Genomic DNA, 24,744 nt, shown 5'->3' on the forward strand with positions numbered 1-24,744 from the left:
CAATGCAAGCGGCGGACATCATCCTTATCGGTGGCGGCATGGTCGGACTGACCCTGGCGCTGGCCCTGGAGCACAGCGGGCTCAGGGTGGCGGTGATCGAGGGGCAGCAGGAAGAGGGCGAACTGCCCGCCATTCCCGACAACAGGGTCAGCGCCATCAACCTGGCTTCCCAGACCCTGCTGGCGCGGCTCGGGGCCTGGCCGGGCGACGGCAGCCGGCTCGGTCCCTATACCGAGATGGAGGTGTGGGAGGCGGACAGCTTCGCCCGCATCGGTTTCTCCGCCGCCCTGCTGCACCAGCCCCACCTCGGCCATATCGTGGAAAACCGGCTGTTGCAGCAGTCCCTGCTGGCCCGGGCCCGGCAATGCCCCCATATCAGCCTGCACATGCCGGCCCGGGCGGCGTCGCTGTCGGTGAGCGAGCAGGGGGCTTTCGTACTGCTCGACAACGGCACTCCCATCACCGGCCGCCTGCTGGTGGGGGCCGACGGCGCCCGCTCCTGGCTGCGTGGCCAGTTGCAGCCGGGCATGACCGAGTGGGACTACGATCACAGCGCCCTGGTGGCGACCGTGGCCACGGCCGAGCCCCATGGCCGCACCGCCCGTCAGATCTTCCGCGGCAACGACATCCTGGCCTTCCTGCCCCTGGCGGATGCGCGCCAGTGCTCCATCGTCTGGTCCTGTGCCCCGGAGCGCGCCGAGGCCCTGGCGGCCCAGCCCGAGGCCGAGTTCGACAAGCAGCTGTCCCACGCCTTCGATCTGCGTCTGGGCCTGTGCGAGGTGCTCGGGCCGCGCATGGCGATACCCCTGCGGGCCCGTTTCAGCCAGCAGTTCTGCGGCCCGCGCTGGGCGCTGATCGGCGACGCCGCCCACACCATACACCCGCTGGCGGGACAGGGGGTCAACCTGGGGCTGCAGGACGCCGCCGCCCTGGCCGAGACCCTGACTCGCCTGCACGGCCAGGGTAAGGATATCGGCGCCCTGGCCGGGTTGAGATCCTTCGAGCGCTGGCGCAAGGCGGAAGCGGCCACCCTGCTGGCGGCGATGGAAGGCCTGAAGCGGCTGTTCGGCGCCAGCCATCCCCTGGTACAGGGGCTGAGGGGCCTGGGACTGGGTCTGACCGACCGGCTGACGCCGCTCAAACGGCGGCTGGCGGCCCAGGCGCTCGGCATCGGCGGCCTGCAGCCCGCGCTTTCCAGCCTTGAGAAAAACTAATCCGATTGATTTTCATGATTAGTTTTTCTGGGGCTGGTTTTCAATGCCCTTTGGCTAAAGCATTTGTGCTTATGCTTATTGAAAGGGTTTTTAATGGTTTAAATATTGATTTTTTGTTAATTTTTGAAATTTAATTCCAAGTTAAACGCTTTCTTTCGTTAAAATGGCTACCCTGTTGCTGCTTACTTTTTGGCTACAAAAATAAAACGATAAGTTTTTTTTGAGTGTAGGTCGGTTCTATCCCGGGCCGGCTTGAGTATAATCGAGGGGCAATACCGGATTATCGCTCACAGGCCAGGCCTCAAACAAAAGGAAGCGCCATGACTCAGCAAACAGTTCTGCACCCCCAGCACCTGGAAGCCGGTGCCAAGATGGTGGATTTTCACGGTTGGGACATGCCCATCAACTACGGCTCCCAGCTGGAAGAGCACCACGCGGTGCGCCGTGATGCCGGCATGTTCGACGTTTCCCACATGACCATAGTGGACGTCAAGGGCAGCCAGGCCAAGGCCTTCCTGCAGAAGCTGCTGGCCAACGACGTGGGTCGCCTGACCCAGCCCGGCAAGGCGGTGTACAGCGGCATGCTCAACGAGCAGGGCGGCGTCATCGATGATCTGATCACCTATTACTTCGCCGACGACGACTACCGCATGATCGTCAACTCCGCCACCCGCGAGAAAGACCTGGCCTGGATGACCACACAGGCGACGGGCTTCGACGTGACCCTTACCGAGCGGCCCGAGCTGGCCATGATCGCGGTGCAGGGCCCCAACGCCAAGGCCAAGGCGGCCACCGTGTTCAGCGCCGGGCAGAACGCCGCCGTGGACGGCATGAAACCCTTCTTCGGGGTGCAGGCAGGCTCCCTCTTTATCGCCACCACCGGCTACACCGGGGAAGACGGCTATGAAATCGTGGTCCCCGCCGACGAAGCCGCGGCCCTGTGGAACGCGCTCAAGGACGCCGGCGTGCGCCCCTGCGGCCTGGGCGCCCGGGATACCCTGCGCCTGGAAGCGGGCATGAACCTGTACGGCCAGGACATGGATGAAACCATTTCTCCCCTGGCCGCCAACATGGCCTGGACCATTGCCTGGGAGCCCGCCGAGCGCAATTTTATCGGCCGCCAGGTGCTGGAAGCCCAGCGCGCGGCCGGTGACCAGCCCAAGCTGGTGGGCCTGGTGATGAAGGAAAAAGGCGTGTTGCGCGCCGGTACCCCGGTGCGCTTTGTCGATGAGCAAGGTAATGAACAACAAGGCATTATCACTTCCGGCACCTTCTCGCCTACACTGGGTTTCAGCATTGCCCTGGCGCGGGTTCCGCGCTCCATAGGCGCCAATGCCGAAGTGGAACTGCGTAAAAAATGGATGCCGGTCTCCGTGGTGAAGCCGACTTTCGTACGGTTCGGCCAAGCGGTCGCCGAGTTTTAAGAATCAAGAGGAACAACTGATGAGCAATATCCCCAGTGAATTGAAGTATGCCCGCTCTCATGAATGGGTACGGCTGGAAGGAAACGGTGAAGCCGTGGTCGGTATTACCGAGCATGCGCAGGATCTGTTGGGTGATATGGTGTTTGTTGAGCTGCCCGAAGTGGGCCGCACCGTGGACGTGGGCGAAGACTGTGCCGTGGCCGAGTCCGTCAAGGCCGCGTCAGACATCTACGCCCCGGTCAGCGGTGAGATCATCGCCGTGAACGAGGATCTGGAAGACAGCCCCGAGCTGGTCAACTCCGACCCCTATGGCGATGGCTGGTTGTTCCGTATCAAGCTCGCCGACGAGTCCGATCTGGACGAGCTGCTGGATGCCGAAGGCTACGAGAACAGCATCGAGGAAGAGTGATCCCAAGCCCCCTTTTTGGGGGCTTATTGTATCGACAAAGTCTGAACTTTCGCTGCAGGTCGGCCAAAGGGCCAGCTCCGCCGACACGCTGTGAATACCTCCCTGTACGCTCGCACCTGCCATCCCTGGCAGGTGACGGTCGGCGGAGCCGTTCCCTTTGTCCCCCTCTGAACTGCCGCATTGCCGGTCCGGAAGCCCCTCTGCTGCCGGCCTATTAAGGAAGTGAAAGAAAATGACCCAGTCTTTGTTAGAACTTGAGCAGAAAAACGCATTCATCGGCCGTCATGTCGGGCCTTCCGAACAGGAAGTGGCCGAGATGCTGGCGGTGGTGGGCGCCGAGTCCCTGGACGATCTTATCCGCCAGACCGTACCCGCCAGCATCCTGAACGATCAGCCGCTGGGTATCGGTGAAAGCCGGACCGAGGTGGAGGCCCTGGCCTACCTGAAGTCCCTGGCCCAGCAGAACAAGGTGTACAAGAGCTATATCGGCATGGGCTACCACGATACCCATGTGCCCCTGGTGATCCAGCGCAACGTGCTGGAAAACCCGGGCTGGTATACCGCCTATACCCCTTACCAGCCGGAGATCGCCCAGGGCCGCCTGGAGGCGCTGCTCAACTTCCAGCAAATGACCCAGGATCTCACCGGCCTGCCCCTGGCCAGCGCCTCCCTGCTGGACGAAGCCACCGCCGCCGCCGAGGCCATGGCCCTGGCCAAGCGGGTGAGCAAGAACAAGAAGGCCAACACCTTCTTTGTCGCCGATGACGTCCATCCCCAGACCATCGACGTGGTGCGCGAGCGGGCCGAACATTACGGCTTCGACATTGTCGTGGCCCCCGCCGAGGCGGTGGTGGAGCACGAACTGTTCGGCGCCCTGTTCCAGTACCCATCCACCACCGGCCAGATCCGCGACATCCAGGCCCTGATCGCCAAGGTGCAGGGCCAGAAGGGCATCGCCTGCGTCGCCGCCGACATCCTGTCGCTGGTGTTGCTGAAGGCCCCGGGCCAGCTGGGTGCCGACGTGGTGCTGGGCAACGCCCAGCGCTTCGGCGTGCCCATGGGCTACGGTGGTCCCCACGCCGCCTTCTTCGCCACCCGCGACGAACACAAACGCTCCCTGCCGGGCCGCATCATCGGCGTGTCCAGGGATACCCGCGGCAAGCCGGCCCTGCGCATGGCGATGCAGACCCGCGAGCAGCACATCCGCCGGGAAAAGGCCAACTCCAACATCTGTACCGCCCAGGTGCTGCTGGCCAACATGTCCAGCTTCTTCGCCGTCTACCACGGTCCCGAAGGCCTGAAGCGCATCGCCGAGCGGACCCACCGCCTGACCGACATCCTGGCCCTGGGCCTCAAGTCCAAGGGCGTGCAATTAAAGCATGACAGCTGGTTCGACACCCTGACCATCGTCACCGCTGACAAGGACGCCATCGTCGCCCGCGCCCTGGCCGCCGGCGTCAACCTGCGCACCGACCTGGACGGCGCCCTGGGCGTGTCCCTGTCCGAAACCACCACTCGCAATGATGTGGCGGAGCTGTTCGACATCTTCCTGGGGGCAGGCCACGGCCTGGAGGTGGAGGCGCTGGACGCCGTTGCCGCCAAGGGGACCGGCTCCATTCCCGCCGCCCTGCTGCGCGACGAGCCCATCCTCAGCCACGAGGTGTTCAACCAGTATCACTCCGAAAGCGAGATGCTGCGCTACATCCACAAGCTGGAAATGAAGGATCTGGCGCTCAACTACGGCATGATCTCGCTCGGCTCCTGCACCATGAAGCTCAACGCCACCGCCGAAATGGTGCCGGTGAGCTGGCCCGAGTTCGCCCAGATCCACCCCTTCGCGCCCCTGGATCAGACGGTCGGCTACCAGCAGATGATCGGCGAGCTGGAAGACTGGCTGGTGAAGGTCACCGGTTACGACGCCATCTGCATCCAGCCCAACTCCGGCGCCCAGGGTGAATACGCCGGCCTCCTGGCCATCAAGAAGTACCACGAGTCCCGCAATGAGGGGCACCGCGACATCTGTCTGATCCCGAGCTCGGCCCACGGCACCAACCCGGCGTCGGCCCAGATGGTCAACATGAAGGTCATAGTGGTGGCCTGCGACAAGAAGGGCAACGTGGACATGGCCGACCTCAAGGCCAAGGCCGCCGAGGCGGGCGAGAACCTGGCCTGCATCATGGCCACCTATCCCTCCACCCACGGGGTTTACGAGGAAAGCATCCGCGAGATCTGTGACATCATCCACAGCTACGGCGGCCAGGTGTACATGGACGGCGCCAACATGAACGCCCAGGTGGGCATCACCTCGCCCGGCTTTATCGGCTCCGACGTGTCGCACCTCAACCTGCACAAGACCTTCGCCATTCCCCACGGCGGCGGCGGCCCCGGCATGGGCCCCATCGGCGTCAAGGCGCACCTGGCACCCTTCGTGGCCGGCCACGCCGTGGTCAAGACCGGCAAGGAAAGCCGCGACAACGGCGCCGTGTCCGCGGCCCCCTTCGGCTCCGCCAGCATACTGCCGATCAGCTGGATGTACGTTGCCATGCTGGGCGACGAAGGCCTCAAGCGCTCCACCCAGGTGGCCATCCTCAACGCCAACTACCTGATGAAGAGCCTGGCCGAGGACTTCCCCATCCTCTACACCGGCCGCAACGACCGGGTGGCCCACGAGTGCATCGTGGATCTGCGCCCGCTGAAGGAAGAGTGCGGCATCAGCGAGATGGACGTGGCCAAGCGCCTGATGGACTACGGCTTCCATGCGCCGACCATGAGCTTCCCGGTGGCCGGCACCCTGATGATCGAGCCGACCGAGTCCGAGTCCAAGGTGGAAATCGACCGCTTTATCCATGCCATGAAGCAGATCCGCGAGGAGATGCGTCGGGTGCAGAGCGGCCTGTGGACCCTGGAGGACAACCCCCTGGTCAATGCCCCGCACACCCAGGACGACGTGATGGATGCCGAGTGGAACCGGGCCTACAGCCGCGAGCAGGCGGTCTTCCCCTCGGTCGAGGTGCGCCGCTCCAAGTTCTGGCCGACCGTCAACCGCATCGACGACGTCTACGGCGACCGCAACCTGTTCTGCAGCTGCCTGCCCACCGAGGCCTACGGCGAATAAGCTCCTGTCTGTTCAATCCGTGATGAAGGGCGCCGAGAGGCGCCCTTCTTGTTATTGGCGGGGTCTCGAATTGCACCATAACGGATCGCTTGCACCCGATTGCGCACCACTTTGGTGATACCTGGCCGCCTGGCCAGGGTGACATCCCCGCCGAGGTGCCATGTTTTATTTTAATCATTTGATTTTACTTATAAATTAATTATTGGCACGAATTCTGTTAAGGCTTGTGTACAGACTCTTCGACCCTGATGTGTCCATATGACCCAGACCCCGGCACAAGCCCTGCAAGCCAGCTCCGGTTACGGCCAGACGCGCAGCTGGCCGGCGCACCTGCGCCTGCGGCTGGAAGCCGACTCGTCTCCGGCCGGGGGCAAGGCCCTCCTCGAGGGCAAGACCCTCCTCGAGGGCAAGACCCTCCTCGAGGGCAAGACCCGGCTCAAGGGGCTGGACTTTGCCGGCCCCCTGCGCATCCAGCGCCCCTTCTACCCGGAAGGGGGCCGCTGTCATCTCTACCTGTTGCATCCCCCCGGCGGCCTGGTGTCCGGCGACCGGCTGGCCATCGAGGTGGCCGCCGAGCCCGGCAGCCAGGTGCTGCTGACCACCCCCTCGGCGGGCAAGATCTACGGCCGCGACAGCGCCGGCGTGGTCCAGGGCCAGCAGGTGCTGCTGCGCGCGGGCGAGGGCGCCGAACTGGAGTGGCTGCCCCAGGAGACCATCGTCTACCGGGGCGCCAACGGCGTGCTCGACACCCGCATCGAGCTGGCCGAAGGCGCCCGCTTTATCGGCTGGGATCTGGTCTGCCTGGGCCGTCCGGCCGGCGAGCAGTGGTTCGAACAGGGCCACCTGACCCAGCGCCTGCAACTGCACCGGGCCGGCCGCCTGCTGTTCAACGAACGCCTCTGCCTCGAGGGCGGCGACTGGCTGCACCGGGACCGGGTGGGGCTGAACGGCGGCTGCGTGTTCGGCACCCTGATGGCGGCGGGGACCGGGCTGGATGACGCCCTGATCGGTGAGTTGCGCGAGGCCCTGCCGGGCCCCGATTTCACCCTGACCGAACGCCTGGGCGTGCTGCTGGTGCGCTATTTGGGCACTGATATGAACATTTGCCGCGACGGCATGTGGCGGGCCTGGGGGCTTATCCGCCCCGCCGTGCTCGGCCGGCCCGCCGTTATCCCCCGGATCTGGCTTACCTAGGAGAGACCCCAATATGGAACTCAGTCCAAGAGAAAAGGACAAGCTGCTGTTGTTTACCGCCGCCCTGCTGGCCGAACGCCGGCTGGCGCGCGGCCTCAAGCTCAACTACCCGGAGGCGGTGGCCTACCTGTCGGCGGCGGTGATGGAAGGCGCCCGCGACGGCCGCACCGTGGCCGAGCTGATGGGCGAGGGCCGCACCTGGCTGAGCCGCGACCAGGTGATGGCGGGCGTGGCCGAGCTGGTGCAGGAGGTGCAGGTCGAAGCCACCTTTCCCGACGGCACCAAGCTGGTGACCCTGCACCAACCCATTCAATAAGGAGGCGTCATGATACCGGGCGAATACCAGCTGGCCGAAGACGACATCGTCCTCAATGAAGGCCGGCAGCGGCGCACCCTGAGCGTGGCCAACACCGGTGACAGGCCCATCCAGGTGGGCTCCCACTACCACTTTGCCGAGGTCAACCCGGCGTTGATCCTGGATCGGGAGCAGGCACTCGGCTTTCGCCTCGATATCGCCGCCGGCACCGCGGTGCGCTTCGAGCCGGGCCAGAGCCGCACCGTGACCCTGGTGGCCCTGGGCGGCAAGCGGGCAGTCTACGGTTTCCGGGGCGAGGTAATGGGACGACTGGAAGGAGGGCAGGATGAGCAAAATTAGCCGGCAGGCCTATGCGGACATGTTCGGCCCGACCCTGGGCGATCGGGTGCGGCTGGCCGACACCGAGCTGTGGATAGAGGTGGAGCAGGACTACACCCGCTACGGCGAGGAAGTGAAGTTCGGCGGCGGCAAGGTGATCCGCGACGGCATGGGCCAGAGCCAGGCGGTGCGCGCCGACAGCGTGGACACGGTGATCACCAACGCCCTGATCCTGGATCACTGGGGCATCGTCAAGGCCGACCTGGCCATCAAGGATGGCCGCATCCACGCCATCGGCAAGGCCGGCAACCCGGATATCCAGGACGGGGTCACCATCAACGTGGCGCCGGGTACCGAGGTGATCGCCGGCGAGGGCCTGATCCTCACCGCCGGCGGGGTGGATGCCCATATCCACTATATCTGCCCGCAGCAGGTGGAGGAGGCGATCTGCTCCGGCATCACCACCATGCTCGGCGGCGGCACCGGCCCCGCCACCGGCAGCAAGGCCACCACCTGCACCCCCGGCGCCTGGCACATCGCCCGCATGCTGCAGGCCACCGACCAGATGCCGATGAACTTCGGCTTTCTCGGCAAGGGCAACGCCAGCCGGCCCGAGGCCCTGCGCGAGCAGCTGGAAGCCGGTGCCATGGGGCTCAAGCTGCATGAAGACTGGGGCACCACCCCGGCGGCCATCGACTGCTGCCTGTCGGTGGCGGAGGAATACGACGTGCAGATCGCCATCCACACCGACACCCTCAACGAGTCGGGCTTCGTGGAGGACACCCTGGCCGCCTTCAAGGGCCGTACCATCCATACCTACCACACCGAGGGCGCCGGCGGCGGCCACGCACCGGACATCCTCACCGCCTGCAGCCTGCCCAACGTGCTGCCCTCGTCCACCAACCCGACCCGGCCCTATACGGTCAACACCGTGGACGAGCACCTGGACATGCTGATGGTGTGCCACCACCTGGATCCCAACATCCCGGAAGACGTGGCCTTCGCCGACTCGCGTATCCGCAAAGAGACCATAGCGGCGGAAGACATCCTCCAGGATCTGGGGGTGATCTCGATGATCTCCTCCGACAGCCAGGCCATGGGCCGGGTGGGGGAGGTGGTGTGCCGCACCTGGCAGACCGCCCACAAGATGAAGGTGCAGCGCGGCCTGCTGCCGGAAGACCGGGCGATGGGCGCCGACAACTTCCGTGCCAAGCGCTACATCGCCAAGTACACCATCAACCCGGCCATCACCCACGGCATCGGCCACGAGGTGGGCTCGGTGGAGGTGGGCAAGCTGGCCGACCTGGTGCTGTGGAGCCCGGCCTTCTTCGGCATCAAGCCGGCGCTGATCATCAAGGGCGGCAGCATCGCCTACGCCCCCATGGGGGATGCCAACGCCTCCATCCCCACGCCCCAGCCGGTGCACTACAGGCCCATGTTCGGCGCCCAGGGGCGGGCGGCGGCGGCGAGCAGCCTGACCTTCGTCAGCCAGGCGGCGCTGGCGCGGGATCTGGCCAAGGATCTCGGCCTCACGCGACAGCTTGCGGCCTGCCGCAACACCCGCGACATCACCAAGGCGGACCTCATCCACAACGGCGCCACCCCGGCGCTGACCGTGGATGCCCAGAGCTACGAGGTGCGCGCTGACGGCGAACTGCTGCACTGCGAGCCGGCCGAGGTGCTGCCCCTGGCCCAGCTGTATGCGTTGTTTTAACCAGGCGACATGGACGCCCTCCTGCACTGTAGGGCCGACTTGTGGGGTTGACTTGTAGGGTCGAATTTATTCGACCGAACCCGGCGCCGGTGTTGGAAAGGTCCATTGAAATGGACCCTACGGCAAAGCCACCACCTGCGGTAGCGGCGTCAAGGCTCGACTCGTAGGGCCGACTTGTGGGCTCGACTTGTAGGGTTGAATTTATTCGACCGAACCCGGCGCCGGTGTTGGAAAGGTCCATTGAAACCGGCCCTACGGAAACAGCCGCTTATACAGAGGAAACATATGCTGAGAATCACCCAAAACCTGGGCCAGACGGATGAGCCGGCACAGGATACCCTGACCCTGCCCTTCGAGCTGCGCCGGAAGGGGCGCTTTCGCGCCGTCAGCGACGCCGGCACCGAGGTGGGGCTCTTCCTCGAGCGCGGCCAGGTGCTGGCCCAGGGCGACAGGCTCAAGAGCGAGTGCGGCCAAGTGTTCGAGGTGGCGGCGAGCCCCGAGCCCATGGTCACCGCCCACGCGGCGGACTGGCCGGGTTTCGCCCGCGCCTGCTATCACCTGGGAAACCGCCACGTCACCCTGGAAATCGGCCCGCTCTGGCTGCGCTTTCCGCCGGATCATGTGCTGGAGCACCTGGCCGAGCACCTGGGCCTGCGGCTGGAGCACGGCGAGGCGCCCTTCAGCCCCGAGTCCGGCGCCTACCAGGGCCTGGGCGGTCATCACCACCATGATGATCACGGGCACCACCATGACCACTGAGGTGGGGGAACTGCTCGGGCTGCTGCACCTGGCCAGCCCGGCGTTGCCCATCGGCGGCTTCGCCTATTCCGCCGGCCTGGAGTCGGCCATCGATCTGGGCTGGGTGAGCGACGAAGACGGCCTGGAGCTGTGGCTGGCCGGCGCCCTGCAGGGGCTGGCGCACCTGGACCTGCCGGTGCTGCTGCGCCTGTACCGGGCCCTGGAGCGGAATGATCACGAGGCGCTGGCGCACTGGAACGACGTGGTGCGCGCCAGCCGTGAAACCCGTGAACTGCTGTTCGAGGACGAGCAGCAGGCCCGGGCCCTGGTGCGGCTGCTGAAGGGGCAGGGCACCGAGGTGGCGATGCTGCCCGCGCCGCCGGCATTGATGAGCGCCTGGGCACTGGCCGCCCGCAGCTGGGGGCTGAGCGCCGAGGGCGCGGCCCTGGGCTTTGCCTGGAGCTGGCTCGAAAACCAGCTCACCGTGGCCAGCAAGACGCTGCCGCTCGGCCAGACCGCCGCCCAGCGGTTGTTGCTGGCACTCAAGCCGGCATTGGCCGGGGCGCTGGCCCGGGCCGGTGAACTGCACGACGACCAACTGGGGCTGAGCCTGCCCGGCCAGGTACAGGCCAGCGCCCTGCACGAAACCCAATATTCCCGTTTATTCCGGAGTTGAATCATGAGTACACAATGTTTACGCGTAGGTGTGGGCGGACCGGTCGGCTCGGGCAAGACGGCGCTGCTGCGCCAGCTGTGCCTGGCCCTGCGGGATCACTACGATCTGGCGGTGGTCACCAACGACATCTATACCAAGGAGGATGCCGAATTCCTGCTGCGCAACGAAGCGCTGGCCGAGGATCGCATCATGGGGGTGGAAACCGGCGGCTGTCCGCACACCGCCATCCGCGAGGACGCCTCAATGAACCTGGCGGCCATCGACACCCTGCAGGAGCGCCACCCCGGGCTCGAGCTGGTGCTGGTGGAAAGCGGCGGCGACAACCTCTCCGCCACCTTCAGCCCCGAGCTGTCGGATCTCACCCTCTATGTGATCGACGTCTGCGCCGGCGACAAGATCCCCCGCAAGGGCGGCCCCGGCATCACCAAGTCCGACTTGCTGATCATTAACAAGACCGATCTGGCACCCATGGTCAACGCCTCCCTGGAGGTGATGGACAGGGACGCCAGACGCATGCGCGGCGAGCGCCCCTTCGTCTTCACCAACCTGATGCGCGGCGACGGCCTGGGCGACATCATCCAGTTTATCCAGCAACAGGGCATGCTGCGCCCGCTGCCCGCCGACGTTGCCATAACAACCACAAAGGAAGGAGCATAACCATGAACAGAGCACTGATAGTACTGCTGACCCTGGCCCCCGCCGCCGCCTTCGCCCACCCGGGCCACGGCGATCACGGCCTGGTGTCCGGCTTCACCCATCCGCTGTTCGGTTGGGATCACCTGCTGGCCATGGTGGCGGTGGGCATGCTGGCGGTGCTGGGCCGGGAGCAGAAGGCCTGGCAATTGCCGCTGGCCTTCGTGGCGGCCATGGTGGCGGGGGCCCTCCTCGGCATCGGCGGGGTCGGCATGGCCGGGGTGGAAACGGGCATTCTCGCCTCGCTGGTGGTACTGGGGGGCATGTTGGCCGCCGGCGTCACCGGTTTTACCGGCCTGGCCCTGGGGCTGTGCGCCCTGTTCGGCCTGTTCCACGGCAACGCCCACGGCCTGGAGCTGCCGGCCCACGGCTCGGCGCTGGGCTATTTCGCCGGCTTCGTGGCCGCCACCGCCCTGCTGCACGCCGCCGGTTGGCTGGCCGCCGGCAAAGTCCACGCCACCGCGGTGCGCATCGCCGGTGCCGCCATGGCCGGCGCCGGGCTGATCGCGGCGATATAAGAGGCATCGCCCGGGTGGTGCAAAGCCGGATAATGGCGACCGCCCGCAAGACCCTGTGGACTCCCGCGCCCGCCTGCGCAGGGGACGAGCGGCGGGTGTGGCCCCAACGCCGTCATCCCCGCGCAGGCGGGGATCCAGGGCAAAATGCACTCAACTGGACAACGGCGCCGGGTCGGCAGAGGTGATGGACGCCCGCCGCGGTCCACCCTGTCCCGCCGGTCAGCTGGCCGGTCCTGTCATTGCCAAAGGCCCCTTTTGAGTCGATAATTTCCTATTCCAACAACCTGTTCAGAGCAATCCCCCATGCTTGAAAAATATTTTCATTTAAAGGAATTGAATACCGACGTGCGCCGTGAGGTGGTAGCCGGGATCACCACCTTCCTCACCATGGCCTACATCATCTTCGTCAACCCGGCCATCCTGGCCGATGCGGGCATGGACCGCGGCGCCGTCTTCGTGGCCACCTGCCTGGCCGCCGCCATCGGCTGCCTGATCATGGGCCTGCTGGCCAACTACCCCATCGCCCTGGCGCCGGGCATGGGGCTCAACGCCTTCTTCACCTATACGGTGGTGCTTACCGAGGGCTACAGCTGGCAGACCGCCCTGGGTGCGGTGTTCTTCTCCGGCTGCATCTTCGTGCTGCTCAGCCTGTTCAAGGTACGGGAATGGATCATCAACTCCATACCGGCACCGCTGAAGATCGGCATCGCCGCCGGCATCGGCCTCTTCCTGGCGCTGATCGGCCTGAAAAACGCCGGCATCATCGTGGATCACCCGGCCACCTTGGTGTCGCTCGGCGATGTTACCAGCCTGCCGGTGGGTCTGGCGGTGCTCGGCTTCTTCCTGATCATCGGCATGGCGGCACGCGGCATGCGCGGCGCCGTGATGATTGGCATCCTGGTGATCACCGGCCTGGGCATCGCCTTCGGCGACGTGCAGTATACGGGCATCATGTCCGCCCCGCCGTCCATCCTGCCGACCTTTATGCAGCTGGATATCGCCGGCGCCTTCAATGTGGGCATGCTGTCGGTGATCTTCGCCTTCCTGTTTGTGGACCTGTTCGATACTTCCGGCACCCTGATCGCCGTGGCCCAGCGCGCCAAGCTGCTGGACGAGCAGGGCCGGCTGCCGCGCCTGGGCCGAGCCCTGCTGGCCGACAGTACCGCCTCCATCACCGGCTCCATGCTGGGTACCTCCACCACCACTTCCTACGTGGAAAGCGCCGCCGGGGTGGCGGTGGGCGGGCGCAGCGGCCTGACCGCCGTGGTCACCGGCCTGATGTTTATCCTGGCCTTGCTGTTCTCGCCCCTGGCTGGCATGGTGCCGGCCTACGCCACCGCCGGTGCCCTGGTGTACGTGGCGGTGCTGATGATGGCCCAGCTCAGCCACCTGCACTGGGACGACATCACCGAAGCGGTGCCCGCGGTGGTGGTGGTGGCCATGATGCCCTTTACCTTCTCCATCGCCCACGGCATCGCGCTGGGCTTTATCAGCTTCGTCGGGGTCAAGCTGCTGTCCGGACGGGCCGCCGAGATCAGTACCACCGTCTGGGTGCTGGCCCTGCTCTTCGTGGTGAAGTTTGCGGTAGGGTTGTAACCCCGCGCCGGGGGCCTGGTCGACTGAAGTCGACCCTACGGGCCGGCGCTGTGGGAGGAGGCTGTAGGGTCCATTTCAATGGACCTCCACCACCGGCGCCGGGTTCGGTCGAATAAATTCAACCCTACGGCTCCCACAGCCCCAGGCAAACACAAAAAAGCCCCGGACTGCCGGGGCTTTTTGCGTGATGGCCTGAGTCGTATCAGGGCTGCTCTTCCACCGTGGCCGGGGTGCCGGCCGGGCGGTATTTCAGCAGGAAGGCGACGGTGAAGGCCAGGGCCACGCCCAGGCCGATCAGGGTGGCCGGCTGCATACCTAAGCCGAAGCCGATTTCCGCATGGGCCAGGTAGGTGAAGGTGACTGCCGTCATAAAGATGGCGGGCAGGGTGCATACCCAGTGCAGCTTGCCTTCCCTGGCCAGGTAGGCGGCGGCGGCCCACAGCATGATCATGGCGGTGGTCTGGTTGGCCCAGCCGAAGTATCGCCAGATCACGCCGAACTCGGCCTGGGTGATCAGGTAGCCGACCACGAACATGGGCAGGGCGATCAGCAGCCGCTTGGGCAGGGACTGCTGGGGCAGTTTGAGGAAGTCGGCGATGATCAGGCGGGCGCTGCGGAAGGCGGTGTCGCCCGAGGTGATCGGCAGTATCACCACGCCCAGTATCGCCAGCACGCCGCCCACCATGCCCAGCAGGCTGGTGGAAACCTGGTGCACCACGGCGGCCGGACCGCCGCTGGCCAGCACCGCGTTCAGCGCCTCCGGGCTTTCATAGAAGGAAATGCCGAGGCTGCACCAGATAAGCGCTATCACCCCTTCGCCGATCATGGCGCCGGTGAAGATAAAGCGGCCGGAGCGTTCGTTTTGCATGCAGCGGGCCATCAGCGGGGACTGGGTGGCGTGAAAGCCGGACACGGCGCCGCAGGCGATGGTGATAAACAGCAGTGGCCACAGGGGCAGGCCGTCCGGATGCAGGTTGCCGAAGTCCAGCCCGCCCGAGTGGAAGCCGTTGCCGCTGGCAAACTGGCCCAGCAGCAGGCCCACCGACATGAATACCAGCAGGGCGCCGAAGATGGGGTAGAGGCGGCCGATGATTTTGTCGATCGGCACCAGGGTGGCGATGATGTAATAGGCGAAGATGGCGGCGACCCAGGCGGCCACCGTGGTGCCGGAGAGATCACCCAGCAGCTTGGCCGGGCCGAGCACGAACACCACGCCCACCAGCAACAGCAGCAGCACGGCGAAGATATTCATAAAGTGCTTGGCGAAGCTACCCAGTTGCTGGCCGACCACGGTCGGCACCGAGGCGCCCCTGGCCCTGACCGACAGCATACCGGAAAAGTAATCGTGCACGGCGCCGGCGAAGACGCAGCCGAATACGATCCAGAGCATGGCCACGGGGCCGTAGAGGGCGCCCAGTATGGGGCCGAAGATGGGGCCCAGGCCGGCGATGTTCAGCAACTGCACCAGGTAGACCTTCTTGTCCGACATGGGCACATAGTCGACCCCGTCGGCCATGGTGACCGCAGGGGTATCCAGCTCGGGCCGGGGCCCGAACAGGCGCTCGATGAACTTTCCGTAGGTGAAGTAACCGGCAATCAAGAGGCCGATGCAAAGTAAAAGCCACGTCATAACACTGCTCCTTGTCTGTGAACGGGTTGTTAACGTTATGCAGTGTAAGGAGCCGGCCGGTAAAATCCCGGCCTTATTGGGTGAGCGGTCATATGGCCCGCCGAGCGGCGAGGCCCCCTTCCGGAGCCGGGCCGGAAGGTGAGCGCTATCACGTTGCGGTGAAGCCGAAATGGTCCTTGAGAAACTTCAGGTAGCGGCGGCTGACCGGCAGGGCGTGGCCATGGCGGGTCTTGAGCTCGGCGGCGTGGTTGTCCAGCAGGGTGATCTCGCGGATCGCCTCGCCGCGGACCAGGTACTGGCGGTGAATGCGCAGCAGGGGGCTGCGCGATTCCAGCGCCTTGAGGGTGAGCTGGGCATGGTAGGTGGCCTCGGCGGTCACCAGGTGGACGCCGCCGAGATCCGAATAGGCGTACTCCACCTCGTCGATGGGCACCAGGCGGATGCGCTGGTGCTGGTAGCAGGGCACCATCCGCAGGGGCGGGGTCACCGCCGCCAGATCCTGGGGCGCCAGCGCCTGCGACAGCCGGGCCAGGGTCTTGTGCAGCCGGGCCGGGGCTACGGGCTTGAGCAGGTAGTCGAAGGCGTTGTCCTCGAAGGCCTGCACCGCGTAGTCGTCGAAGGCGGTGACGAACACCACCCGGGGCAGGCGGGCGGGATCGAGCAGGGCCAGCAGCTCCAGCCCGCTGACCTTGGGCATCTGGATGTCGAGGAAGACCACATCGGGCTGCAGCCGGTTGAGCAGGGCCAGCGCCTCCAGGGCGTTGCCGGCTTCTGCCAGCACGGTGACGTTTTCGGCGCGCAGCAGCTCGGCCAGCTCGGCGCGGGCATAGGGTTCGTCGTCGACGATAAGGGCACTGATCATGGGGTGGCCTCCGTAACGGGCAGTGACACCGTGACCCGGGTCCACTGTTCCGGCTCGCATTCTATCTGTACCCCGTACTGGTCGCCATAGAGGGATTTGACCCTTTTATCGACCAGGCCGAGGCCGAGCCCGTCCGATTGGGGGGCGGGCTGGTAGTTGCCGGCGTTATCGGTGATCCGCAGCCGTATCTGTTCGCCTTCCCGTCGCGCCTCCACCCTGATATCGCCCTGCTCCAGCAGGGTGGAGGTGCCGTGCTTGATGGCGTTCTCGATGATCGGCTGTAGGGTGAAGGTGGGCAGTTGCTGCCCCAGCAGGGCCTCGGGCACATCGAAGCCGACCCTGAGCCGGTCGCTGAAGCGGGCCTGCTCTATCGCCAGGTAAGCCTTCACGTGCTCCAGCTCTTCCTTCAGGGTGGTGCGCTCGCCGGAGCGCTTGAGGTTCTTGCGGAAAAAATGGGACAGGTGCAGCAGCAGGGCCCGGGCCTTGTCCGGATCCAGCCGGATGATGGCGCCGATGGTGTTGAGCGCGTTGAACAGGAAGTGGGGATTGACCTGGGCGTGGACCAGCTTCAGCTCGGCCTGGGTCAGCAACTGCTGCTGGCGCTCCAGCTGGCCGCTGAGGATCTGGTGGGCCATCAGTTCGGCGATGCCTTCACCCAGGGTGCGGTTGATCTTGAGGAACAGCCGTTTCTTGGGCTCGTAGAGCTTGATGGTGCCGAGGATGCCGTTGCAGCCCTTGATGGGGATCACCAGCACCGAGCCCAGCTTGCAGTCGGCGGCGAGGGAGCAGGCATAGGGTGTCCGGTAGCCGTCGGCGAACTTCACCTGCTGATCCGCTATCGCCTCCAGGGTCAGGGCCGAGGAGATGGGGGTGCCCGACCGGTGGTGTTCGTGGCCCAGGCCGGTGAAGGCCAGGATCTTTTCCCGGTCGGTAATGGCCACGGCGGCGACCCCGATCTCCTGGTGCAGTATGCGGCAGATCTGCTCGGCGGACTCCCGGCCGAAGCCCCTGGCCATGATGCCCACGGTGCGGCGGGCGATGGCCAGGGCCCTGGCCGAATAGGCGCTGGAGAATTTTTCATGCATGGTCTTCTGGTCGCGGATCATGCTGATAAAGAGCGCCGCGCCGGTGGCGTTGGCGAGCAGCATGGGCAGGGCGATCACCTGCACCAGGGCCCAGGCCTGCTCGACGGGGCGGGCGACCAGCAGTATGGTGCCCATCTGCATGGCCTCCGCCGCCAGGGTGGTGAAGAAGGCGATGCGCGGGGAGAAGAGGGCGGTGATATCGCCCTTCCTCACCAGCCAGTAATGCACCAGGCCGCCCAGCAGGCCCTCCAGGGTGGTGGAGATGGCGCAGGCCAGGTCGGTAAAGCCGCCCATGGAGTAGCGGTGCAGGCCGCCGGTGAGGCCGACCAGAAAGCCGATCACGGGCCCGCCCAGCAGGCCGCCGAGCACGGCGCCCACCGCCCGGGTGTTGGCGATGGCGTCCTGCACCGCCAGGCCGAAGTAGCTGCCCATGATGCAGAAGCCTGAAAACACAAAATAAATCAGTAGTTTGTGCTGAAACCGCATGGCGTCGTTGGCCACGGGCCTGAACAGGGGAGACTTGGAAAACAGATAGGCGATCACCAGAAAGACGCTCATCTGCTGCAGCAGGGAGAGGATCAACAACATCCGCAAGGCTCCTCGGACTCGCTCCGCCCACGGTTGTGGCCGGCATGGTTCAGGGGGCTATTGTCGACCCTGAGCGGCGACAAGTAAATGCAGTCTGCATTGCCCCGCAGAGCCGCCAGGTTTCCCGTTATTCCCGCGACTTTCCGTCACTCCCGCCTCCCTCTCGTCACTCCCGCGAAGGCGGGAGTCCAGGGCGGCGGGCAGAAAAATCGAGCCGGCTTTATGGATCCCCGCCTTCGCGGGGATGACAAAAAAGGCGCGGGGATGATGTGATAGAGCGGGCACGAGGGTTGCCGCTGCGCGGCAAGGCAGGCGGGCCGTCTGCGCTCCAGACCAAAGCCCGGCGCCGGGTCATGTAGGGTCGACTCCAGTCGACCAACCTTCCAACGCCGGTGGTGGAAAGGTCCATTGAAATGGACCCTACAACAACCCCCCGGCGGCGCAGCCGGGGGAATCCTCAACCAGCCGGTTAAAACTCGGCGTTGCGCGGGGTGCGGGGGAAGGGGATCACGTCGCGCACGTTGGCCATGCCGGTCACGTAGGCCACCAGGCGCTCGAAGCCGAGGCCGAAGCCGGAGTGGGGCACGGTGCCGTAACGGCGCAGATCCCGGTACCACCAGTAGTCTTCCTTGTTCAGGCCCATCTCTTCCATGCGCCGGTCGAGCACTTCCAGCACCTCTTCCCGCTGGGAGCCGCCGATGATCTCGCCGATGCCGGGAGCCAGCACGTCCATCGCCGCCACGGTTTCGCCGTCCGGATTCAGCTTCATGTAGAAGGCCTTGATGTGCCGCGGGTAGTTTTTCACCACCACCGGCGCCTTGAAGTGCTCCTCGGCCAGGTAGCGCTCGTGCTCGGAGGAGAGGTCGATGCCCCATTCCACCGGGAACTCGAAGGTGCGGCCGCTCTCCTGCAGGATGCGCACCGCGTCGGTGTAATCCACCTGGGCGAAGTCTTTTTCCACAAAATCCTGCAGCCGGGTGATCACCTCATTGTTGACCCGCTCGGCGAAGAAGCTCATGTCGTCCATGCGCTCTTCCAGCACGGCCCGGAACACATACTTCAGCATGTCTTCGGCCAGGGCGGCGATGTCGTTCAGGTCGGCGAAGGCCAGCTCCGGCTCGATCATCCAGAATTCGGCCAGGTGGCGGCTGGTGTTGGAGTTTTCGGCGCGGAAGGTGGGGCCGAAGGTATAGATTTTGCTCAGGGCGCAGGCGTAGGTTTCGCCGTTCAGCTGGCCGGACACGGTGAGGAAGGCTTCCTTGCCGAAGAAGTCTTCGCCGAAGTCCACATTGCCTTTCTCGGTGCGCGGCAGGTTGTGCAGATCCAGGGTGGATACCCGGAACATCTCGCCGGCGCCTTCGGTGTCGGCGGCGGTGATGATGGGGCTGGCCACCCAGATGTAGCCGCGCTCATGGAAGAAGCGGTGAATGGCCTGGGACAGGCAGTTGCGCACCCGGGCCACGGCGCCGATCAGGTTGGTGCGCGGGCGCAGGTGGGCGTATTCGCGCAGGTATTCGATGGAGTGGCGCTTGGCGGCCATGGGGTAGGTGTCGGGGTCGTCCACCCAGCCCACCACCTTGATCTCGGTGGCCTGCAGTTCGAAGTCCTGGCCCTGGCCCTGGGAGGCGGCGACGGTGCCGGTCACTTCCACGGAGCAGCCGGTAGTCAGACGCACCACTTCGGACTGATAATTCGCCACGTTATTGGGCACCACGGCCTGCACCGGATGGAAGCAGCTGCCGTCGTGTACCGCCAAAAACGAAATGCCCGCCTTGGAGTCACGGCGAGTACGAATCCACCCCTTAACGGTCAGGGTGGTACCAACGGGGTATTTGCCCGCCAGCACATCGGTTACGGATGCGTGGGTCATCTTGAATCGCTCTCCAGCTTTAAACTAAATCGGCGCCCGGCCGATAGACTATACATAAGGGGGCTAATGTTACCCTTGTAGCCTCAGGACTCAAGCAAAAGATGAGCGTGGAGGTGGCCCATGGTACAGCGACGCACAGACTGGCTGGGACGGCTGCTGGCGGGCATGACCCTGGGGGGCTGGGCCCTCTACCTGTTGCTGCTGGTGCTGTTCCACTACGGCCGCCCCGAGCAGCAATTCGGTTACCTGAAATACCTGGAAGTCGACGTCAGGACCACTTGGCTGAGCTTGCCCACCTACTGGTTCCATGTCGGTATCTGGGGGGCGCTGGGGCTGGCGGTGACCACCTTCACCCTGGTGCACCTCAGGGGCCGCCGCCACAGCCAGTTCCTCAAGGTGTACCTGGTGATGCTGGCCTCGGCCGCCACCTTTACCCTGCTGCTGTTCTATCTTTACCCTTCCTGAACCCCATCGGCCTCAGTGCTGGTGGTCGCCATGGCCATCATGATGAGCGCCATCACCGCCCTGGTGGTGGGCGCTGTGATCCATGGGGGCCGGCTCGGGCTCGGCCGGCATCAGCCGCTCGGTTTCCTCCTCGATATAGGCCAGCAGGGCGTGAACATGGGTGTCGTTCAGGCGCAGGTTCGGCATCGACACCCGGTTGTATTGCTCGTACAGGGCCAGGGCCAGGGGATCCTTTTCTTCCAGCATGCGGTCGGGCTCCTTGATCCAGCGGACCAGCCAGGCGGGATCCCGGTTGCGGGTCACCCCCAGCAGATCCGGGCCTATGCCGCGCATGCCCGCGTGCTCGTTATCGCCCAGGGTGTGGCAGGAAGAGCAGCGGGTACGGAACAGCTGTTCACCGGTGGAGGGCGCGCGCAGCTCGGGCGCCTCCTCGTAGCTGTTGTCCATCGCCACCGCCTGCTTCCAGTTGTGCAGGCTGTTGCCCAGCCGGTCCGCCAGTATGTAGGGATTCTCGAACGGCGAGGCCTTCATCCAGCGGCCGGTACTCTGGTTGCCGACGATCATGGTGATGGTGTGGTTGTTGTTGGGGCTGTCGTCGACTCCCTCGATAAAGAGGCCGAGCTTCTGGCGCAACCGATCGATATCCTGCTCGTCGCCGGTCAGGAACTGCCAGCCGGGTCCGACCCGGAATCGTTCGGCGTACTGCCTGAGCACCTCCGGGGTGTCGGTTTGTGGATCTATGGTGATCGAATAGAAGAAGATGTCCCGGCCGACCCTGTCGCCCAGCAGGTCCTGTACCTGCTTCAGGCGGGCGGTTTCCAGCGGGCAGGAGTCGGTGCAGCTGGTAAAGATGAAGTTGATCGCCACCACCTTGTCCTTGAGCAGATCGTCAAAAAAGCGGACCTCTTCCCCATGCTGGTTGACCAGCAGTGTATTGGGGAAATAGTCGGCTCCCCAGGGCGTCTCGGCCCTCACCGGCGCGAGCCATATCATGGTACAGCAGGCGATGAGCAGTACCCGTGCCGACAGCGTTGTTTTGCGATGTATGTTCCGCATGCTTCCTCCTTGGCTTCCGTTCCAGGCCCGGGGTGGCGGTACCCTGACCGCCACCCCGATCCGCTGCTACCTTCTTTCCCTGTTGCGGGCGGTGGGCAGGGCCACCGAGTCCACATAGCGTACCCCGTCCCAGCTGGGCAGGGGGGTGGGCATCAGCTGGAACTGGCCCGGGTGCTCCAGATCCCAGCGCATCAGCATGGCGGTGTCCTCGTGCTGGGTGTTATGGCAGTGCTCCATATAGGTGCCGGCAAACTCCCGGAAGTGGAAGGCTATCTCGATGACTTGAGAGGCCTCGTCCTCCACGCCGAGGCGGAACACGTCCTTGCGTGCCCATTTTTCCCACTCCGGCGGCGTCTGGCCGTTGCGGCTCAGGATCACCCCTTCCTCGAAGTGCACATGTATCGGGTGGCTCCAGCTGTTGTCGGGATCGTCGCCGTTGTCCAGCGTCCATACCTCCAGGGTGGCGTCGCCGCTGAAACCGGCGTCGGTCGGGCCGGTGGCCAGCTGGGGCGCCGCCGAGATGCGCCGGGGATCCATGGCGTAGCCGAAGCCGTCGTCGGTTTCTATGGTCCAGGGATTTTCGTCGGTGCCGTCGGAGCGGCTGAACTCGAAGGTCCGGGTACGGGCCTGGGCCAGTTTGGCCAGCATCTCCGGATCATCCCGATCGATGGGCAGCGGGATCATCTTCTTGCCCGCCGGCTGACCGGGTTTGGCCGGTTCGTACTCATAGGGATTCATGCTCAGATCCTGGCCGCCATAGGGCTTGACGTTCAGGCGCAGGAAGGTCCCTATCGCGGGATCCCCGTCTCTCCATCTCAGCCCCTTGTCCGTTTTCCTGATGGTGGGTTTGTATTTTCCGGACAGCACATCCGCCAGGGGGATCACCGCCTCGGGGTTGCGGCCGTCGATGTGCTCCATCAGGTTGACGAAGAAGATCTTGTCGCCCGGCTTGATGCCGTGCTTGGCGAAGTCGATGATGATGTCGTAGCGCTCGGCGACGGCCAGCGCCGGCAGGACGCCGTGGTGGTCACTCAGATCACCGTCGCCGTCCAGGTCCAGGCTGCCGTCGAAGGGCACGGCGTGCTCCATGACGTTGCCGTCGTTGGCGATCAGGTGGAAAGGCATCCGTTCATAGGAGTAATTGGTGCCGTCGGGGCCGGGGAATTCGCCATTGGTGCCCTGGATTTTGCGCACCACGGCCAGCTTGAAGTAGCGGGACACCGAGCCGTTGAGGATACGGAAGCGGTAGCTACGGGCGCGCACGTCGAGATAGGGTTTGTACAGCCAGTTGACCAGCATGCGGTCGCCGAGGAAGCCGTCGGTATTGAAGGGGTTGAACCACAGCTGGCCCTGCCTGTCCCAGGCCTTGTCGGCGATCATCAGGTTGACGTCGTAGTCGCGGTTGCCCCAGCTGCGGGCGGTGCCGCTGGGAAAGCGCAGGTTGACCCCGTCCTCGAAGGCCTCGTTGCCCCGGTCGACGGCGCTGTAGTAGTTCATCATGGCGGCGTTGCCCTTGTAGACGTTCTGGGCGGTGAAGTCGAGCATGTGGTCGTGGAACCAGTTGGTGCTCAGGGTTTCGCGCCAGTCGCCGCGGATGCGGATGCTGCCGTTGTCGCAGTGCTTGAGGCCGGGGTTGGCGTCGTTGACCCACAGGGTTTCGCCGGGCTCGCAGGGGAAGGCGGCGCGGGGATCCTCGGCGGTGGTGTTGATGCTGTCGTAACCGGCCAGCTGCAGCGGCCAGCGGTAGTCGTAGAACTGGCCGGGGAAGAAAAAGGCGTTGGCGAAACCGTCACTCTCCGCCGGCACGTGGCCGTTGTGCTGATGGGTGGTGAGGGTGTGCAGGCCGAAGCCGCGGTTGGCCGCCGGATCGATGGGCAGGGCGTTGTAATGGCGCAGCAGCATGGGCTGGCCGTGGCGGGCCATCAGCAGTTTGGGCGGCAGGGTGCCGTCGAAGGTCCAGAGCGACTTGTGGTTCTGCACCGGCATGTCGGGATGGAAGCGAATGTCGATGCCCCGGGTGGTGCCGCGGCTGGCGACGGTGCCGGTGGTCTTGTGATACAGGCCGCCGGGAGCGAATTCGCCCTGACTGTAGCGGTGGGACTGCATGGCGTCGCGCAGGCCGTTGTTGACCCGGGCACCGACCTGGGCGGTCTTCAAGGCCACCTGGGGATAGAACTCGTTCCAGCGCTGGTGCGACCAGCCCTTGCCGGGGGGGCGGCCCTCGGCGGGGGCGCCGACCAGGCTGCGGTTGAGGAAGCGCTCGATCCGGGGCTGCCAGGGGTTACGGTCCAGCACGTTGGCAAACTGGCTGGGGAAGGGGCGGAAGCCGGGCTGGCCCAGGAAGGCGTCGAGGTGGTCGCCGTTGGGGCTGCTGCGGGCATAATCGAAGGGATCCTGGGCGGGCCTGGGTCCCTTGACCGGACCGGGGAAGTGGACCTTGCCAACGCGGACGGTGGGATCCAGTTTTTCCATGCCTAACTCCTCGAAGCGCAACATGGGCTGGGAGAAGGGCTTGGCGCCGAACAAGGGGCTGGCCGGTCCCTCGGAGGGATAGTCGAAGGAGGGTTGTTCCTCGAGCGGCAGCACGTTTTCGCTGTTGGGGTAATACCGATCGCCATACTGGTTGTTGGGCAGCTCCAATGCGCCCTGATTCGCCACCGGCAGGGTCAGCAGCTCGGCCAGCGCGGCGGCGTTGTCGGCCGGCGGATCGACGAAGGCGGACGGATCGGTGGGCGGTGGCGGGCCGACGTCGTCGATCGGGGCGGCGCTGGCCAGGCCCAGGGTCAGCAGCACCGCCGCGGCGATGCCGGTGTATTGCAGTCCTTGTATCGGGGTTGTGTTGCTGTTCATTCTTGTCATCCTCCGCCGGGCATGCCGTCCCTGGCATGCCACGCCTTTCGCCTCTCGATGCGCCCGGAGCGGGCGCCGTCATTGTTGCCATGGCGCCGGCCGTGCCCGGACGCCGTGGCTTTCTCCCTGTTGGCCGTTAATGGCCTTGTCGGCGGCCGCAAGCGGGCACCGCCATCGGGATCTCCAGCAAGGAGCGCGCCATTCCCGGATACTTCGGCCGTGCTGGCACGGCAGCGGCACGCCGTGGGTGCGGATGAAGGGATGGCGAGGGCCATTTTCCCCGTTTGTGGGGATATGTCCCCACAAACGGGGGCGGGCTGCCGGTCCGGGAATAGACGAAAAAACGCCAGTTGCAGACTGGCGTAAAGGCCCGCCGGCCATGCCCGGGCACCGGCGGGGGATGAGGGGGCATG

General features: G+C 65.1%; 20 protein-coding genes. 14 read left to right on the forward strand and 6 right to left on the reverse strand.

Annotated elements, in window-relative coordinates:
• The first annotated feature begins 2 nt into the window (after positions 1-2).
• From ACT7DK_RS07215 to ACT7DK_RS07275, 13 genes are all read left to right on the forward strand, one after another.
• Positions 3-1,214 (forward strand): FAD-dependent monooxygenase, encoded by a 1,212-nt coding sequence (locus ACT7DK_RS07215; RefSeq protein ID WP_445397729.1) that lies wholly within the window; start codon positions 3-5, stop codon positions 1,212-1,214.
• 320 nt (positions 1,215-1,534) lie between these two features.
• On the forward strand, positions 1,535-2,638 hold the full coding sequence (gene gcvT, locus ACT7DK_RS07220; protein WP_445397731.1) for a glycine cleavage system aminomethyltransferase GcvT: 1,104 nt from the start codon (positions 1,535-1,537) through the stop codon (positions 2,636-2,638).
• 19 nt (positions 2,639-2,657) lie between these two features.
• Positions 2,658-3,047 carry a glycine cleavage system protein GcvH gene (gcvH, locus tag ACT7DK_RS07225; protein ID WP_094037887.1) on the forward strand — a complete coding sequence of 130 codons (390 nt, stop codon included), beginning with the start codon at positions 2,658-2,660 and terminating at the stop codon, positions 3,045-3,047.
• 232 nt (positions 3,048-3,279) lie between these two features.
• Entirely contained in the window at positions 3,280-6,162 is a 2,883-nt protein-coding gene (gene gcvP, locus ACT7DK_RS07230) for an aminomethyl-transferring glycine dehydrogenase (RefSeq protein ID WP_445397734.1), read from the forward strand.
• 258 nt (positions 6,163-6,420) lie between these two features.
• Entirely contained in the window at positions 6,421-7,356 is a 936-nt protein-coding gene (locus tag ACT7DK_RS07235; RefSeq protein WP_445397736.1) for an urease accessory protein UreD, read from the forward strand.
• Between the two features lie 13 nt (positions 7,357-7,369).
• Positions 7,370-7,672, forward strand: coding sequence for an urease subunit gamma (gene ureA, locus ACT7DK_RS07240; RefSeq protein ID WP_445397738.1), 303 nt, complete (start codon positions 7,370-7,372; stop codon positions 7,670-7,672).
• A 9-nt stretch (positions 7,673-7,681) separates the two neighbouring features.
• Positions 7,682-8,011 carry an urease subunit beta gene (locus tag ACT7DK_RS07245; protein WP_445397740.1) on the forward strand — a complete coding sequence of 110 codons (330 nt, stop codon included), beginning with the start codon at positions 7,682-7,684 and terminating at the stop codon, positions 8,009-8,011.
• Complete coding sequence (gene ureC, locus ACT7DK_RS07250) at positions 7,998-9,704, forward strand: urease subunit alpha (protein WP_445397742.1); 1,707 nt, start codon at positions 7,998-8,000, stop codon at positions 9,702-9,704. The genes ACT7DK_RS07245 and ureC overlap by 14 nt, the downstream gene beginning before the upstream one ends.
• Positions 9,705-9,989: 285 nt before the next feature.
• Positions 9,990-10,463 carry an urease accessory protein UreE gene (gene ureE / locus ACT7DK_RS07255; RefSeq protein WP_445397744.1) on the forward strand — a complete coding sequence of 158 codons (474 nt, stop codon included), beginning with the start codon at positions 9,990-9,992 and terminating at the stop codon, positions 10,461-10,463.
• The gene (locus ACT7DK_RS07260) at positions 10,432-11,118 is read left to right on the forward strand and encodes an urease accessory protein UreF (RefSeq protein WP_445397746.1); all 687 of its coding nucleotides are present in this window, start codon (positions 10,432-10,434) and stop codon (positions 11,116-11,118) included. Before ureE ends, ACT7DK_RS07260 begins: the two co-directional genes overlap by 32 nt.
• 3 nt (positions 11,119-11,121) lie before the next feature.
• Positions 11,122-11,775, forward strand: a complete 654-nt coding sequence (gene ureG / locus ACT7DK_RS07265; RefSeq protein WP_445397748.1) for an urease accessory protein UreG — start codon at positions 11,122-11,124, stop codon at positions 11,773-11,775.
• A gap of 2 nt (positions 11,776-11,777) precedes the next feature.
• The gene (locus tag ACT7DK_RS07270; protein WP_445397750.1) at positions 11,778-12,329 is read left to right on the forward strand and encodes a HupE/UreJ family protein; all 552 of its coding nucleotides are present in this window, start codon (positions 11,778-11,780) and stop codon (positions 12,327-12,329) included.
• A 303-nt stretch (positions 12,330-12,632) separates the two neighbouring features.
• Positions 12,633-13,925 carry an NCS2 family permease gene (locus tag ACT7DK_RS07275; RefSeq protein WP_445397752.1) on the forward strand — a complete coding sequence of 431 codons (1,293 nt, stop codon included), beginning with the start codon at positions 12,633-12,635 and terminating at the stop codon, positions 13,923-13,925.
• Positions 13,926-14,127: 202 nt separating this feature from the next.
• On the opposite strand, the gene ACT7DK_RS07280 is transcribed toward ACT7DK_RS07275, so the two are convergent.
• The 4 genes from ACT7DK_RS07280 to asnS all read right to left on the reverse strand — a co-directional run bounded on the left by ACT7DK_RS07280 (position 14,128) and on the right by asnS (position 19,960).
• Positions 14,128-15,555 carry a carbon starvation CstA family protein gene (locus tag ACT7DK_RS07280; protein ID WP_445397754.1) on the reverse strand — a complete coding sequence of 476 codons (1,428 nt, stop codon included), beginning with the start codon at positions 15,553-15,555 and terminating at the stop codon, positions 14,128-14,130.
• A gap of 148 nt (positions 15,556-15,703) precedes the next feature.
• The gene (gene btsR / locus ACT7DK_RS07285) at positions 15,704-16,417 is read right to left on the reverse strand and encodes a two-component system response regulator BtsR (RefSeq protein ID WP_445397756.1); all 714 of its coding nucleotides are present in this window, start codon (positions 16,415-16,417) and stop codon (positions 15,704-15,706) included.
• Positions 16,414-18,090, reverse strand: a complete 1,677-nt coding sequence (locus ACT7DK_RS07290) for a LytS/YhcK type 5TM receptor domain-containing protein (RefSeq protein ID WP_445397758.1) — start codon at positions 18,088-18,090, stop codon at positions 16,414-16,416. The genes btsR and ACT7DK_RS07290 overlap by 4 nt, the downstream gene beginning before the upstream one ends.
• Positions 18,091-18,559: 469 nt before the next feature.
• Positions 18,560-19,960, reverse strand: a complete 1,401-nt coding sequence (gene asnS, locus ACT7DK_RS07295; protein WP_445397760.1) for an asparagine--tRNA ligase — start codon at positions 19,958-19,960, stop codon at positions 18,560-18,562.
• Between the two features lie 120 nt (positions 19,961-20,080).
• Between asnS and ACT7DK_RS07300 the strand changes: the two genes are divergently transcribed.
• Entirely contained in the window at positions 20,081-20,425 is a 345-nt protein-coding gene (locus tag ACT7DK_RS07300) for a hypothetical protein (RefSeq protein WP_445397762.1), read from the forward strand.
• A 12-nt stretch (positions 20,426-20,437) separates the two neighbouring features.
• Here ACT7DK_RS07300 and ACT7DK_RS07305 read toward each other — a convergent pair whose 3' ends face one another.
• Both ACT7DK_RS07305 and ACT7DK_RS07310 read right to left on the reverse strand, forming a co-directional pair.
• Positions 20,438-21,481 carry an SCO family protein gene (locus ACT7DK_RS07305; RefSeq protein WP_445397764.1) on the reverse strand — a complete coding sequence of 348 codons (1,044 nt, stop codon included), beginning with the start codon at positions 21,479-21,481 and terminating at the stop codon, positions 20,438-20,440.
• 66 nt (positions 21,482-21,547) lie between these two features.
• The gene (locus ACT7DK_RS07310; protein ID WP_445397766.1) at positions 21,548-24,331 is read right to left on the reverse strand and encodes a multicopper oxidase family protein; all 2,784 of its coding nucleotides are present in this window, start codon (positions 24,329-24,331) and stop codon (positions 21,548-21,550) included.
• Between the last annotated feature and the right edge of the window lie 413 nt (positions 24,332-24,744).

It is taken from the genome of Zobellella sp. An-6 (assembly GCF_052487945.1).